Origin of the sequence: Pedobacter ginsengiterrae (genome assembly GCF_039537385.1) — a bacterium.
Lineage (GTDB): Bacteria > Bacteroidota > Bacteroidia > Sphingobacteriales > Sphingobacteriaceae > Pedobacter > Pedobacter ginsengiterrae.
Genome location: NZ_BAABAK010000022.1, coordinates 44,775 through 59,038 on the forward strand (window position 1 = coordinate 44,775; position 14,264 = coordinate 59,038).

Annotated in this window: 11 protein-coding genes; 5 read left to right on the plus strand and 6 right to left on the minus strand. The window is 33.9% G+C overall.

Annotation, left to right across the window (positions count from 1 at the left end; all coding sequences use genetic code 11):
* Positions 1-53: 53 nt before the first annotated feature.
* The 3 genes from ABD692_RS20815 to ABD692_RS20825 all read right to left on the minus strand — a co-directional run bounded on the left by ABD692_RS20815 (position 54) and on the right by ABD692_RS20825 (position 5,444).
* Entirely contained in the window at positions 54-2,177 is a 2,124-nt protein-coding gene (locus ABD692_RS20815) for a carboxypeptidase-like regulatory domain-containing protein (protein ID WP_344770084.1), read from the minus strand.
* 145 nt (positions 2,178-2,322) lie between these two features.
* Entirely contained in the window at positions 2,323-3,747 is a 1,425-nt protein-coding gene (locus tag ABD692_RS20820; protein ID WP_344770086.1) for a glycoside hydrolase family 125 protein, read from the minus strand.
* A 467-nt stretch (positions 3,748-4,214) separates the two neighbouring features.
* Positions 4,215-5,444, minus strand: a complete 1,230-nt coding sequence (locus ABD692_RS20825) for a contractile injection system tape measure protein (protein ID WP_344770088.1) — start codon at positions 5,442-5,444, stop codon at positions 4,215-4,217.
* A gap of 523 nt (positions 5,445-5,967) precedes the next feature.
* Between ABD692_RS20825 and ABD692_RS20830 the strand changes: the two genes are divergently transcribed.
* Positions 5,968-6,321 carry an MmcQ/YjbR family DNA-binding protein gene (locus ABD692_RS20830; protein ID WP_316758839.1) on the plus strand — a complete coding sequence of 118 codons (354 nt, stop codon included), beginning with the start codon at positions 5,968-5,970 and terminating at the stop codon, positions 6,319-6,321.
* Between the two features lie 34 nt (positions 6,322-6,355).
* Positions 6,356-7,543 (plus strand): acetyltransferase domain-containing protein, encoded by a 1,188-nt coding sequence (locus tag ABD692_RS20835; protein WP_344770090.1) that lies wholly within the window; start codon positions 6,356-6,358, stop codon positions 7,541-7,543.
* A 58-nt stretch (positions 7,544-7,601) separates the two neighbouring features.
* Here ABD692_RS20835 and ABD692_RS20840 read toward each other — a convergent pair whose 3' ends face one another.
* Positions 7,602-8,183, minus strand: a complete 582-nt coding sequence (locus ABD692_RS20840) for an HPP family protein (protein WP_316758835.1) — start codon at positions 8,181-8,183, stop codon at positions 7,602-7,604.
* A 170-nt stretch (positions 8,184-8,353) separates the two neighbouring features.
* Positions 8,354-10,639 (minus strand): GH92 family glycosyl hydrolase, encoded by a 2,286-nt coding sequence (locus tag ABD692_RS20845; RefSeq protein WP_344770094.1) that lies wholly within the window; start codon positions 10,637-10,639, stop codon positions 8,354-8,356.
* A gap of 186 nt (positions 10,640-10,825) precedes the next feature.
* Between ABD692_RS20845 and mnmA the strand changes: the two genes are divergently transcribed.
* The gene (gene mnmA / locus ABD692_RS20850) at positions 10,826-11,917 is read left to right on the plus strand and encodes a tRNA 2-thiouridine(34) synthase MnmA (protein WP_316758831.1); all 1,092 of its coding nucleotides are present in this window, start codon (positions 10,826-10,828) and stop codon (positions 11,915-11,917) included.
* A 195-nt stretch (positions 11,918-12,112) separates the two neighbouring features.
* Positions 12,113-12,820, plus strand: coding sequence for an aquaporin Z (aqpZ, locus tag ABD692_RS20855; protein ID WP_344770096.1), 708 nt, complete (start codon positions 12,113-12,115; stop codon positions 12,818-12,820).
* Positions 12,821-13,005: 185 nt separating this feature from the next.
* On the opposite strand, the gene ABD692_RS20860 is transcribed toward aqpZ, so the two are convergent.
* Positions 13,006-13,521 carry a glutathione peroxidase gene (locus tag ABD692_RS20860; protein WP_316758827.1) on the minus strand — a complete coding sequence of 172 codons (516 nt, stop codon included), beginning with the start codon at positions 13,519-13,521 and terminating at the stop codon, positions 13,006-13,008.
* 273 nt (positions 13,522-13,794) lie between these two features.
* Here ABD692_RS20860 and ABD692_RS20865 point away from each other — a divergent pair.
* The coding region (locus tag ABD692_RS20865; protein WP_344770098.1) for a helix-turn-helix domain-containing protein at positions 13,795-14,264 on the plus strand (470 nt) is incomplete at its 3' end.

The following is a 14,264-nucleotide window of genomic DNA, read 5'->3' on the forward strand; positions in this document are numbered from 1 at the left end:
GGTAAATTCAACCAATAGATTTGGTTTACATAATTCTTCAGTAAGCTCTTTATTTATTCTACTCTATAAAAATATTCTTTTCTAAAAAGTATTCCAGAGGTACTAATACCTTCAATAATCATTCGATAATTTCCAGCAATATCATTGTTCTTAAATGAGAAACTAGCTTTACCATTTTTATCTGTTATTAAATCTGGCTTCCAAAATAAGGTAGAGCCAGCATCATCCCTGTCGTTGGCATTAAAAATATCTGCTTTGGAAAGAGGAAATTTATATGTAACAATATTTTTAGATGTTGTTGAATTGTATTTTCGATCACCTTTTTTAGTTGTAATAACAATTACACCGCCAGCACCACGAATTCCATAAATACCCGAATAAGCCACATCTTTCAAAATCTCTATGCTTTCTACATCATGTATGGCTGGTAAACTGCTTGCCACACCATCAACTAGAATTAACATGGGTACTCCAGGTGCGCCCCTAGAGGAATAAATATTACTGTCAGCAAAAGGAAGCCCGCCTCTAATCGCACCTGTGAATCTTATACCTGATACTCTTAATAGAATTGTCCAATCTATTTCGTGCTCTAAATCTTTCTCTGTAAAAACTTTATCTGCTTGCCCAGGGCCATTTAAATTAAAAGAATGTGAGTTTATCAACTTAGGCTTGGGATTATAATCTCTAATTTCTACATCTTTTAGGTTGATTCCATCTTTATTAATTAACGGTTTTCCTTTCTGATTTTTAAGCGTTACAATTTTTTTCTGTTTAGGAGTATTCACACTATCTAGTAAATACCTCTTAAACGGCTTTACAATTAGGGGATTATCTTTATCTAATTCTATTATAAGCTCTTTGAATTTCTTTGTTTTTGCCTTTACAATAAAACTTCCATAAATTAAACTATCGGGAATACCGAAACGAAATAGCCCAGCTGAATCACTTACTGTACTCATAATATTGCCGCTACCTAACTCTGCTGGAAATAAGGTAATCTCGGCGCCCTGAATAAATCGCTGTTTTTCATCTACGACTTTACCCGACAATTCTGCCAGATGATTGGTGTTAGTTTTACTTTCCCATTTAGAGTTGCTAAACAATGGGCGCTCCCAATTTTTAGAAAGTAATATATTATCTAATTCGACAGGTTTAGATAAATAATAATTTGCATAATCTATTCCATTTTCGAAATCGGCATTTAAAAGCAGATTGCTGTAAATTGTACTTTCATTCTTTTCAATAAAAGGAACTACATCTGCGTTAGTTACAGAAATTGAAAAACTGCCAATTAAAGGTTTACCAAGCCAATTTTTAACATCTAAGTTAACTGTAACATTTTCTTTCTTTTTGTAAATTGGTGCTAAATCATTGAGGGTTAAAATACCACTTTCCTTAACGGGATTAAATGCCATCTTTTGATCAATAATCAAATCGTTTGCATTTAACAAAGAAAAATTAATTATACCATCAGGCATCTTATTTTTAGGAATGGTTAGATGAATTTCTCGTTCAGTCATTTTTGTTTTAAACATGAATAAGGGCTTCCCATTGGATAAAGGAACAAGGGTTACCTCTTCCTTATTTAATAGCTCAGTATCCGTAGAAATAGTTAAATACAGACTATCCAATTTCGTATTGTCCAAATTAAGTTTATATCCAGCACCGTTTTTTAATGAATCAAATGAAGGTTTATAATCAATGGATTGTCCGTTAGCTATTGAATTATTTTCTGATAATTCATCAGCAATACAAACCAACTTATTAAACAAGAATTTACCCCCACTATTCTTCATCGATGAGGTATAAGCTCTGAGTCGATAGAGACCAGAAGGAAATTGATCTGATAAAGGAATATCTCCCATCGAAAAGCCAAAATTTATTGGAAACTGCAAGCTTTTACAAACAGAATCTTTTGTATTTATTAATTCAGCGTACAAAAAAACGCTTCTTTCGCTTGGTTTATGATCAACAGCATTAACAGCATAAGCTTGGAACCAAATAGTATCAGTTGGTCGATAGATTTGTTTGTCTAAATGAAGATGAAGTTTCTCCTGGGGGGAATTATTAAGGTAATCATTAATCTTTTTAACAAAAGGCTGATGTTGATTTGTTGACTGTCCGAACGATTGTATAAAACAAAGCATTAAGCCGATGATCAAACAATTTCTAATCATTTGTTGATAAAATTTGGTTAGAGAGATTCGTTAATTATTTAACCTTAAGTAAAATGAGGATTAGATTAACCTAAAATATGAAATTAATCCCAAACTTATTACTAAATAAAAAAGCCTGTTTCGGTTATCGAAACAGGCTTAACAATTAAACTTTTAATAGAGCGGGTTTTTCATGATAAGTTCGCCATAATAACTCACCAAATAAAGTATTAGACCACGCAAACCAAGCTCTTGTAAACTTGGCAGGGTCGTTTTTATCGAAAGATTCGTGCATAAAGCCCTTACCTGCATGCGTTTTCTGTAAAGTATTTATACACATCTTTATTTCTTTATCATCGGTAGAAGTTAAAGCCCTCATAGTAATACTCATTGGCCAAATCATATCCTGGCCAGCATGTGGACCGCCTATTCCCTCAGCTGCTGTACCTTTAAAGAAATATGGATTATCAAGCGAAAGCGCAAATTTTCGAGTATTTTGATAAATGGGGTCGTCTAGTTTTACCGAACCTAAATATGGTAACGCCAATAAACTTGGTACATTCGAATCATCCATTAAATAAGAACTACCAAATCCATCTACCTCGAAAGCGTAAATTTTGCCATATTTCGGGTGGTTAACTATCGCGTGTTTTTGAATCGCTGCATTAACTTCATCAGCTAAATTTAATAAACTACTTTCTAAAGTAGAATCAGGTTGTAAAGCCTTTATCATCTCTGCCGCTTGTTTTAAACTCGTTACTGCAAAGAAGTTCGACGGAATTAAAAAAGGAAATATGGTTGCATCATCACTAGGTCGAAATGCCGAACAAATTAAACCTACTGGATTTACTGGAAAACCATAACCCGCCATTGGTAAACTATCGGTCGGATGGGCTGTTTCTCGTTGAAAATGATATGGTCCTTTAGTTGTTTTACGTTGTTGCTCTTTAAATGTTTTCAAAGTAGCCTCAATTCCTTTTTTCCAATCGGCATCAAACGGTGTTTTATCGCTTGTTTTTTTCCAGTAATGATAAGCCAAACGGATTGGATAACATAAAGAATCTATCTCCCACTTACGCTCGTGTATGCCAGGTTGCATTGTAGTTTTATCTGTTTTCCACTCACCTACTTTTTCTGGATCGCCGTAAAAAGCATTTGCATATGGGTCTTTTAAAACACATTTGGTTTGATGAATAATAACACCAGCAATTAATTTTTTCAATGGAATATCTTCATTCACAAATTGCAAATACGGCCAAACTTGTGCAGAACTATCACGTAACCACATGGCATCAATATCTCCAGTTATTACATAAGTATCTGGGCGGCCATTTTTTTCGGAGTGATAAACTGTGGTATCCAACGTGTTTGGAAAACAATTTTCGAAAAGCCAGCTTAATTCAGGGTTTTTAACATTGGCTTGAAAGGTTTTAATTGCTTCATCAACAGCATTACTTTTAAAGTGTCTTTTACCTTCTACAACCCTTACAATCGGAAATTCAGGCGCTAAATTTGCAGCAAAAGAAAATTTTGAAGCTACAACACCTGCACCTAAGAGGCTCGTGTTTTGTATAAAAGTTCTTCTTTTCATAATTATTTTGTGTGTTATATTTAGTTCTGGTTAACATTCACTCTAATCAGATATATTATATAAACAAATTAAATTCTAACCGTCATTAATATTAAGACGGTTCATCTGGTTAGTGCTAAAACAAATATATATTAAAATATGCTGAACTTCAAAATCAAAAACATCAATTATGGCATTCCTAAATCGTTTTTCTTATGTGGTATTGAATTTACACATAAAACCCGTTTACAAATGAATACACTGTGAAAGATTTAGAAAAACAATAAGCACTACTGGCTTTTATTTTATTTTCACCCTGCCTAAATAGATTTAAATATCCACATCTGACGAAGCCCATTGTTTACAGGGTGGTGATAATCTTTGGATGGAGATCAGCGAGTATTATAGTGCAGTTACATAGTATTGAAATACTTCTTTAAACTACATGACTTAGGTTAAAAACTTCATCGTTTAAGCGTATTGTAGGTTTACCAGCTTACATAAATAAGATGATTATTCCAGGGTAATTTAATCGTCGATAGTCCCCAAGGTAATCGGCCAAGCAAAACATCAAAGCCTTTTTTTTCTACATTTAACGACCAATCATTTTCTTTTTTATTTAAGCTTCCATTTCTGAGTAAAAAAGTATCCGTCAATCCTTGAGCGGAAGATGTCTTCAAATCGACCCAATTCTCAAGAACAGCCATTTTAAGATCATTAACCTCTGCCATCTCTTTTTCAGAGAAATTAATTGAACTAATATCGATTACTTCTTCTGGCTTAACACTGCAAATAATCTTATTTAACAATAACTGACTTTCATCTTTAGGTAATTGATTGTAAACCAAATAGTGTAAATAAACAACCGCTTTCTGTCTGGTTAAATTATCTTTAAAATTATTCTCATTTAACCATTCGAGATGAGAAAACAAATTTTTAAAGAATGGCCACAATAAAACCAAACCTGCATTGTTGATGGTTGTAGAGCGAGTTGGAACTTTGTTTTTCAGAAGCTTAACCTTCTCTTTTGTTTTAATCGGGCGATTTTGTACAAGCAACCGATTAGAAATCGCAGTAAGGCTAACTAACAATACTTTTTCATTCTTTTTCCCGCTGACTTTTTCGATTATATCTTTTAATATTAAAATAACAGATAATGAAACTTTGCTTTGCCCCTCACAAATTTTTATTAACCAGCTTTCAAACGCTATATCTTTTAAAGGAACTTTAGAGGAGATTAACTGATTTAGCCAACCTTCTACTAAAATTTGAAAGTCGATTGGCTTAAGGGAAGCAAGGAAATGCTTTAAAAGTTTATCACTTAAATTAAATCTGTTATATAAACAGAAAAAATCTGTTATGGTAATAAGTTTTTCTAGCCTTTCCATTACACAAGCATCAGGTTTTAAAGATTGTATAAATTGCAGAAACAACTCATAATCATCGATAAAAAGATTGTATAAAATTTTTTCTGGTTTAAAACTAGAAGATGGTGATATCCACAATGGATTTGAGCCCGTTTGGCAATGGTAAGATAGCGCTTCATAATCATTTATGCGACTCTCTACCCGATCACTTAAACGATGATGGTTTCTAATCGTTTTTTTTGAAAATCTCCCTGCATTTTTAAATAAATTAAGTTCATCTTGGCCCAAAGGAAAAACAGCGTTTAACTGAGGTAAGTTATGTTCAATTAATTGATTAAATGACGTTACCATAATTTTTTATTTTATAGTTGCTGTAAGTCTACACAAAGAAATATGGCCTGAGCCAAACTTTGAATTCACATTATAGAATTGATAATCATAGTCTTATAAGATTAATTCAACTTTCAGCATAGTTATGATTAACATAAACCTAAATATTAAATTTTCAGAGTTATTAACAAATAAAAAAAAGTTATCAACCTGCTGTAAATTAAATAAACCTATGTTATAATACATAAATCACGGTTTTTAAACTTTTATTAATCAACTAAAAATCAAGTTATTAACATTTGTTATTTACTCCTTATGGGAATAAATTCTTGTTGTTTATCATTTAGAAAAATGGTAGTATTTTTTAGCAGTTAAAAAGCGCTACAATAATTTAAAAAATTGTAACTTTAAAAATACAACACGAAAAATATTTTGCAATATGTTCTTAGTCAGTTTATTAAAATCTGTTTAACTAACAATTTTCTAAAACTGAAAATAAAAACCGAATATTAAACCATACCTACAAAGTAAGATTATTTTTATAATGATTCATTTTAAGGATAGTACTCTTCAGGCATTAGAATTTATCAGACAGGCTGTAATGGAACTGCCTTCTGTAACTGAAAAAATTTGCTTTGAAACGCCCGCTTTTTATGCAAATAAGAAGATATTCGCTCGAATAAAAGAAGATGGTGAAAGTTTGGTTTTATACAATGAAGAAAGAAATCTTTGGATAAATAAAGACCCAAAAACTTTTTTTATAACACCACATTACGAAAATTATAAATACATGCTCATTAATTTAGAACGAGTAGAGCCAGAAGAACTCAAACAGCTTCTAAAATTGGCATGGCAGCAACGTGCTCCCAAATCAGCTGTCAAGCAAATGAATTTGTAATACAGCAATCTTAAATCCCTACAAACCTTTAAAAATGAATCCTAACCAAACTACTCTATCAAGGCGTATTCTATCTATTGATATTTTGCGTGGATTAGTTATGATAATTATGGCTTTAGACCATACTCGCGACTTTTTTCATATTGAAGCCATGACTAGCGATCCGCTAAATCCAGATACGACCACAGCTTTTTTGTTTTTTACCCGTTGGATAACCCATTTCTGTGCACCAAGTTTTGTATTTCTTTCAGGGCTATCAGCATATCTTTCGGCGCAAAATAAAACGCCAGCAAAAGCAAGTTCGTTTCTACTAAAAAGAGGTTTATGGCTTATAATAGTTGAGGTTGTGATTATTACATTTGGTTTAACTTTCAACCCACAATACAATTTTGTAATCCTTCAGGTTATATGGGCCATAGGTTTTAGCATGATTCTTTTAGCTTTATTTAGCAGAATTTCTTATAAGCTAGTTTTGGTAATTGGATTACTTTTAGTACTTGGCCACAATATATTTGATCTCTTTCCTACCCCAAAAGATGAAAATGTAGGTTTAATTTTAAAGATATTTTTTACTGCTTTTGGTACTGTTGTGCCGCTAGGAAGCAATCACTTGATAGGCGTGTTTTATGCAATCTTACCATGGACAGGCATTATGTTTTTAGGTTATGCTGCTGGGAAATGGTTTAATGTGGATTATAGTGCAGTTAAGCGTCATCGTAATCTTCTAAATTTTGGTGCATTGGCTTTAGTTCTTTTTGTTGCTTTGCGCTTACTTCGTTTCTACGGCGATCCTGTACCATTGAAAGAATATCATGATGTTTTCAAGAATTTGCTTTCGTTTTTAAACGTTAGCAAGTATCCACCATCATTAGAATATACTTGTATTACCATTGGAGTTGCTTTGCTCATACTTTCTGTTACAGAGAATGTGCAAAACAAGGTAAGTAGAGTATTGTCGGTTTATGGCAGTGTTCCTTTTTTCTATTACGTGCTCCATTTCTATCTTCTGCATTTCATTTTAGTATTGCTCTTCTTTTTAGAAGAAAATACAACACAGCAAATCGTCCAGATTCCCTTTTACTTCAGACCACCAACTTTTGGCTACAATTTATGGATCGTCTATTTAATATGGATATTTGTTGTAGCAGCCCTTTATTATCCATGCAAGTGGTTTAAAAAGTATAAAGCAACACATAAAAATTGGTGGTTAAGCTATGTTTAACAATGGTTTTTAAAGTGTTCATTACAAGTTTAACTAAGCTTGCAAACTGCTTTCAACATTACCTTCTGTACCTTCTCCAAACTAAAAACCATTTTTTATTTATTGGATAGGTTCGGTGGGATGTTCTGTTGTTAAAGAAAATGGCAACCAGTAAAAGTATAAATGCGCCAGATAAAACTGGGCTAAAAACATATAGATAACCTAAAGATTGAATTTTGGCAGAACCTATATTTGCAATTAAAGCCGTTGCACCACCAGGAGGATGCAAAGTTTTAGTAATCTGCATGATAACAATAGATAAGGAAACCGAAAGTGCAGAAGATAGCCACACTTCCCCAGGAATTAGCTTATGAATGGTTACGCCAACTAATGCACAAAAAAAATGACCGCCAATTAAATTCCTTGGTTGTGCTAATGGACTATTAATTATTCCATAGATTAAAACTGATGAAGCCCCGAACGAACCTATTAAAAAGAGATTATCATAGGCGGTAAAATATTTAGAATTAAGCAATCCAATTAAAGCAATTCCACAAAATGATCCCAAAAAAGTCCATAAGTGTTCTTTTTTGTCAATAAGTGTTTCTTTATAAACAATATACCTCGCGGTTCTTAAATGTCTTTTTATTCTTTTCCTCATAATTAACAGGCGCTAAATTAAAAATAGTTTTGCCTTGTAGGATACAAAAATTAGAGATAAGCATTTTAAGTTTATTCGAAATCTTTTCACAAAAAAATAATCTTTAAAAGACAAAAAACCGCCAGCATTTTTTGCCGACGGTTTGTTTGTACTAGGGATGTGTTTATTATTTATTTTTTCGGTTTGGCCGACATATAGAAAGTTAACTTACCTCCATTCGTTATATCAGCATGTTTTATTTGATGATTGGTAATTTCTTTTCCATTTAATACAACTTTTTGAACGTAAATGTTTTTATCGCTTTGCTTAATTGCCTCAACAGTGAAAGTTTTGCCATTTTCTAAGTTTAGAACAGCATTGTTAACAGAAGGACTTCCTAATGAATAGATATCAGAACCTGGAGAAACGGGATAAAAACCTAATGAAGAAAACATATACCAGGCACTCATTTGTCCACAGTCATCGTTTCCGCCTAAACCATCAGCTGTAGGTTTGTATTGCATATTCAAAATATGGCGAACCTGAGCCTGCGTTTTCCAGGGCTGATCTGTCCAATTATAAAGATAAGCAATATGATGTGCAGGTTCATTTCCATGCACATAACCACCAATTATACCTTCACGAGTAATATCTTCGGTATGAGCAAAAAATTCATCAGGCAAATGCATGGTAAATAAAGTATCTAAACGTGCCGTAAACTTAGCTTTCCCGCCCATTGCTTCGATAAGTGAAGCTGGATCATGAGGGACAAAAAAGCTATAGTTCCAACTATTTCCTTCAATAAATCCCTGTCCTTCTGTATCTTTTGGATCAAATTCTTTTTTAAAAGTACCATCAGCTAGTTTGGGGCGCATAAAGCCTGAAGCTTTATCCCAGTTATTTCTCCAATTTTTAGAGCGCTTAATGAATTCGTTGTAAACATCTGTACGATTCAATTTTTTAGCCAGTTGTGCAATTGCCCAATCATCATAAGAATACTCCAGGTTGTTTGAAACAGAAACACCACTTTTATCAGCAGGAATATAACCTAAATCCATGTAATAGCCTATCCCTTCATAATCACGATGTTTTGCGGTTGCAATACAAGCGTCCAACGCTTTGTTCGGATCGCCATTATAGGTACCTTTTATAATTGCATCGGCAATAACCGAAACACTGTGGTAACCACTCATACACCAGTTATCGTTTGCATAATGCGACCAAATGGGCAGCATATGTAAACTGCTTTGATCGTAATGCGCCATCATCGATTTAACCATATCATTACTTCTGCCTGGTTGCATAATATTAAAGAAAGGGTGTAAAGCCCGATAAGTATCCCACAAAGAAAAAGTAGTATAATTGGTAAAACCATCTGCTTTATGGATCCCTTGATCTAAACCTTTATATTCTCCATTAACATCGGTATAAGTTGTTGGATTAATGAAAGCATGGTAAAGGGCAGTATAAAAATTTATTTTATTATCATTTGAAGTCGTTACCTGAATTTTATTTAATTCTTTGTTCCAAACAGATTGTGCTTGCGCTTTTACTTTGTTAAAATCCCATCCTGCAATTTCAGTACGCATATTTTGCAAAGCATTTTCCTGACTTACAGGAGATAAAGCGAACTTAATCTTCACTTTCTCCCCTTCTTGAGTATCAAAATCGAAGTACATTTTCAGTTTCTTTCCTGCAATTTCAGGAAAGTTTTTATCCTGGTTAAATTTCCCCCAGAAACCTCTGTAAGCCTGTTTTGGATCATAGCTTTTACGTCCGTAGCTTTTAAATGGCTTGGAAAAGCTCATTGCAAAATAAACGGTTCTTGTTCTGGCCCAGCCATTTGTTTGGCGATAACCAGTTACCAAAGTATCATTAACAACGCGAATGTATGTCCATACGTTTTTTTCCTCATAATTATAAATTCCAGCCATCAAATCTAAAATGATATGCGATTGATCTGATTTTGGGAAAGTATATTGGTGCATACCTACTCTTGCTGTAGAAGTTAATTCTGCAGTTATGTTATCATCATCAAGTTTCACTTTGTAATAACCAGCTTCTGCAACCTCATTTGCATGCGAAAAGGCTGAGCGGTAACCCGATTTAGGATTGTTTGCGGTACCTGGGTTTAACTGTAATTTACCTTGAGTAGGCATAATTAAAAAATCGCCTAAATCGGAATGGCCCGTACCACTAAAGTGCGTATGGCTAAAACCAGTTATGGTTTTGTCTTCATATTTATATCCCGCACAATATTTGTAAACATCGCCATTATACTTACCATTAACTTCATAAGATAAAGTATCTGTTTCTGGGCTTAATTGCACCGCACCGAAAGGCACTGTTGCCCCAGGGTAAGTGTGGCCCATTTTTGAAGTACCGATTATTGGTTTAACATACTGCACTAAGTTTTGCTGTGCAGATACTGCAAATGCTGAAAGCAAAAGACATGGCAGGATAAATTTTTTAATCATATCAATATAAAATTTAACTTATTTTTTGAAATTTCTAAGGTATTAATTTTAATGTATATCTTTAAAAATTATCATACTAAATCGTTTAACTCATGTAAAAAATACAATCAGCTTTTTACAAGTAGTTGACTCGTATTCAAAAAAATCAACTAAATAAACCTTATTTTTGCACCCAATAGTTTTAAAATGAGCAAACACGGTAGAATTCTGGTAGCCATGAGTGGCGGGGTTGATAGTTCGGTAGCAGCAGTAATGTTACATGAGCAAGGTTATGAAGTAATTGGATTAACCATGAAGACCTGGGATTACGCAACTTCTGGTGGAAGTAGTAAAGAAACTGGCTGTTGCTCATTAGATAGTATTAACGATGCCCGTACGCTAGCTGTAAATTATGGCTTTCCGCATTACATTCTTGATATTAGGGATGAATTTGGAGATTACGTTATCGATAATTTTGTTGATGAGTATCTGGCAGGAAGAACACCAAACCCATGTGTATTATGTAATACACACATAAAGTGGGAAGCTTTATTAAAACGTGCTAATAAACTGGATTGTGAATTTATTGCCACAGGACACTACGCAAACATTCGCCAGCAAGATAGCGGTCGCTATGTAATTTCTAAAGGAAAAGACGAAAACAAAGATCAATCATACGTACTTTGGGGTGTTTCTCAAGAAAATCTTTCCCGTACAAAATTCCCTTTGGGTAGTTTTGCTAAATCTGATATCAGACAAATGGCTTTGGATATGGGACAAGAAGAGCTTGCCAAAAAATCAGAGAGTTATGAAATTTGTTTCGTTCCTGATAATGATTACAGAGCCTTCTTAAAACATAAAGTAGAGGATCTAGAAGATCGAGTTGCAGGTGGTAATTTCATTTTAAGTAATGGAATGGTTGTAGGCCAACATAAAGGTTATCCTTTCTACACAATTGGTCAACGTAAGGGCTTAGGTGTTGCATTTGGCGAACCTATGTTTGTTACCCAAATTTTACCAGAAAGCAATACCGTTGTCTTAGGCAAAGCCGATGAATTAGAACGTCGTGAAGCAATGGTTAGAAATATTAACCTGATAAAATATGCAAGCATTGAAGAACCAATGAATGATGTAATAACTAAAATACGCTACAAAGATGCTGGTATGCTAAGCACAATTGTACAGGAAAAAGATAGAATGCGTGTAGTATTCGACCACAATGTTTCTGCAATTGCTCCAGGTCAATCGGCAGTATTTTACGAAGGCAACGATTTACTGGGCGGTGGCTTCTTGGTTTAAACATCAATCCAAATAAAATTCAATCCCTATCACTAAAAATGTTAGGGATTTTTTTTTGATTCAATTATTTATTTAACCAAAACTCCTTTCAAGAATATTCCTAAAAACTATATCTACTGGTAATTTTTGCTTTACTTTGTCGCATTAAATCGTCCCATTATAATTTTTTCAGTTAGTAACTTAAACATTAATTATATGGAAACATCAACATTCTCAAAGTTTAGCGCCGAATTTCTTGGCACATTAGTATTGGTTTTAATGGGTTGCGGAAGTGCAGTAATTGCAGGTGCAAATGGTACAACAGGCGTTGGCTTGCTAGGAATATCATTCGCGTTTGGCTTATCAGTAGTGGCAATGGCTTATGCAATTGGGCACATTTCAGGTTGCCACATCAATCCCGCCATTTCCATCGGTATGGTTGTAGCAGGTAGAATGAAAGCTAGTGATGCTGCATATTATATTGTTGCCCAGATTTTAGGCGCAATTGCAGGTGCAGGATTATTGTATCTTATTGTAAGTAACCATCCTGGTTTTGAAATGAAACCTTGGGCTTTAGGTTCAAATGGATGGGGTACTGGTTATCTAGGTCAGTACAATTCAACTGCCGCATTTGTAGCTGAAGCTGCATTTACGTTTATCTTTCTGCTGGTTATTTTTGGTGCAACTTCAACAAAAAATATCAACGGCGGTTTTGCAGGTTTAGCAATTGGCCTAAGCTTAGTGCTTATTCATATCGTTGGTATTCAGGTTACTGGCGTTTCTGTTAATCCAGCTCGTAGTATTGGCCCTGCTGTATTAGCAGGTGGCGAAGCTTTAAAACAAGTTTGGATGTTTATTTTTGCACCAATTGTTGGTGCAGTTTTAAGCGCCTTAGTTTGGAAAGCTGTTTTAGAAAAAAACTAGTTTAAAGATTTATAACGGATAATGCAAGATGGATAACCAGCTTCAAAAAATCTTCTAAAAAATCTTCTCTAAAAGTAAAAAAGGTAAAGTGAACTGGAAATAAATTCAGATCACTTTACCTTTTTTTATCTTGAGAAACTGTAAGAGAAAAACATTCCATTTTCCATCTCACATCCTCCATACTTTTATAAATTCTTTACAATTGCCTCATCCATAGGCTTAGTTTTAGAACGGAAACGGTGCACCAACTCTCCTTTTTCGTTAATTAAGAATTTTTCAAAATTCCATTTAATATCGCCCTGTTCTTCAGTATTTGTTTGCGCAGTTAAATATTTAAATAGTGGCGTAATATCATCTCCTTTTACGCTGCTTTTTTCAGCCAATAAAAACGATACATTATACTTTCCAGTACAAAACTCTTTAATTTCGGCATTTGTAGAAAATTCTTGTCCACCGAAATTGCCCGCTGGAAAACCAATTAGCACTACTTTTTTACCATATTCTTTCTGAAGTTTTTCCAAGTCTTCATATTGAGGTGTGTACCCACATTTAGAAGCGGTATTAACTATCATAATTTTTTTGCCTTTAAATTTCGATAGTTTGATCTCTTTACCATCAATAGTTTTAAAGCTGAAATCGTAAACATTTTTTGGTGGGTTTGGAACCAAAAAGTTTAATAGGATTAGAATTGTGCTTATCATCTTTATTTTAAATTTATATACGAATATAGGTACAAATAGTTTTTGTTAGCGTAAAGTTCATGTAAAATGTAAGATGCAGGAGGAGTACAATCAATAACTCGAACTAAAGACTAATTAATTTCAATATTTAAGCTCTTAAGTTTGGCCTCTCTCACTTAGCAATAATCACTTTATTTTTTTGCCTTATAAGTTTAGGTCTTCGTTAATGAAAAGAATATAACAAACAGCTAAGCAGTGTCGATTCCTAAAAAAGCTATACACTAAAAACAGTGTATGGAAACAAAAGAAACAGCATTAATTTATTCATCTCGGACCAGTAAACAACAAAAATTTGATAAGCGTCTAATTTCGCATATCGTTAGCCTTGTTGAGCAGGGAGTACCCCGTAAGGATTTAATCCTGGAGTACGGCATGAGTTCAAGATCACTTGAAGCCTGGCTATTTCAACATGGCTATCGTAGTGGAAATAAGTCTTATACAGAATCTGAGCGTCGTTCTGTAGTACGTGCTATAGAGTCCGGTATGAGCTTAAAACAAGCACGTATTTCATTCAATATCAGTAGTACTTCATTGATAAATCAGTGGATCAAGAGATTTAAGCAGGAAAATTCCGAACTTAGAGATTTCTCATCCTTAGATATGTCAAAGAATCAGCAGACACCAGAAACATCTGAAGCCTTAGAACTCCAAGCCTTGAAAAAGGCTTTGGCAGAGGCTAATCTGAAAATCAGGGCATTGGATAC

What these genes read in the sequence shown, in the direction of transcription:
- ABD692_RS20825 (WP_344770088.1), bottom strand. Translation starts at nt 5,444, where the DNA reads ATGGTAACGTCATTTAATCAATTAATTGAACATAACTTACCTCAGTTA.
- ABD692_RS20845 (WP_344770094.1), bottom strand. Translation starts at nt 10,639, where the DNA reads ATGATTAAAAAATTTATCCTGCCATGTCTTTTGCTTTCAGCATTTGCA.
- ABD692_RS20820 (WP_344770086.1), bottom strand. Translation starts at nt 3,747, where the DNA reads ATGAAAAGAAGAACTTTTATACAAAACACGAGCCTCTTAGGTGCAGGT.
- ABD692_RS20815 (WP_344770084.1), bottom strand. Translation starts at nt 2,177, where the DNA reads ATGATTAGAAATTGTTTGATCATCGGCTTAATGCTTTGTTTTATACAA.
- aqpZ (WP_344770096.1), top strand. Translation starts at nt 12,113, where the DNA reads ATGGAAACATCAACATTCTCAAAGTTTAGCGCCGAATTTCTTGGCACA.
- ABD692_RS20835 (WP_344770090.1), top strand. Translation starts at nt 6,356, where the DNA reads ATGAATCCTAACCAAACTACTCTATCAAGGCGTATTCTATCTATTGAT.
- ABD692_RS20860 (WP_316758827.1), bottom strand. Translation starts at nt 13,521, where the DNA reads ATGATAAGCACAATTCTAATCCTATTAAACTTTTTGGTTCCAAACCCA.
- mnmA (WP_316758831.1), top strand. Translation starts at nt 10,826, where the DNA reads ATGAGCAAACACGGTAGAATTCTGGTAGCCATGAGTGGCGGGGTTGAT.
- ABD692_RS20830 (WP_316758839.1), top strand. Translation starts at nt 5,968, where the DNA reads ATGATTCATTTTAAGGATAGTACTCTTCAGGCATTAGAATTTATCAGA.
- ABD692_RS20840 (WP_316758835.1), bottom strand. Translation starts at nt 8,183, where the DNA reads ATGAGGAAAAGAATAAAAAGACATTTAAGAACCGCGAGGTATATTGTT.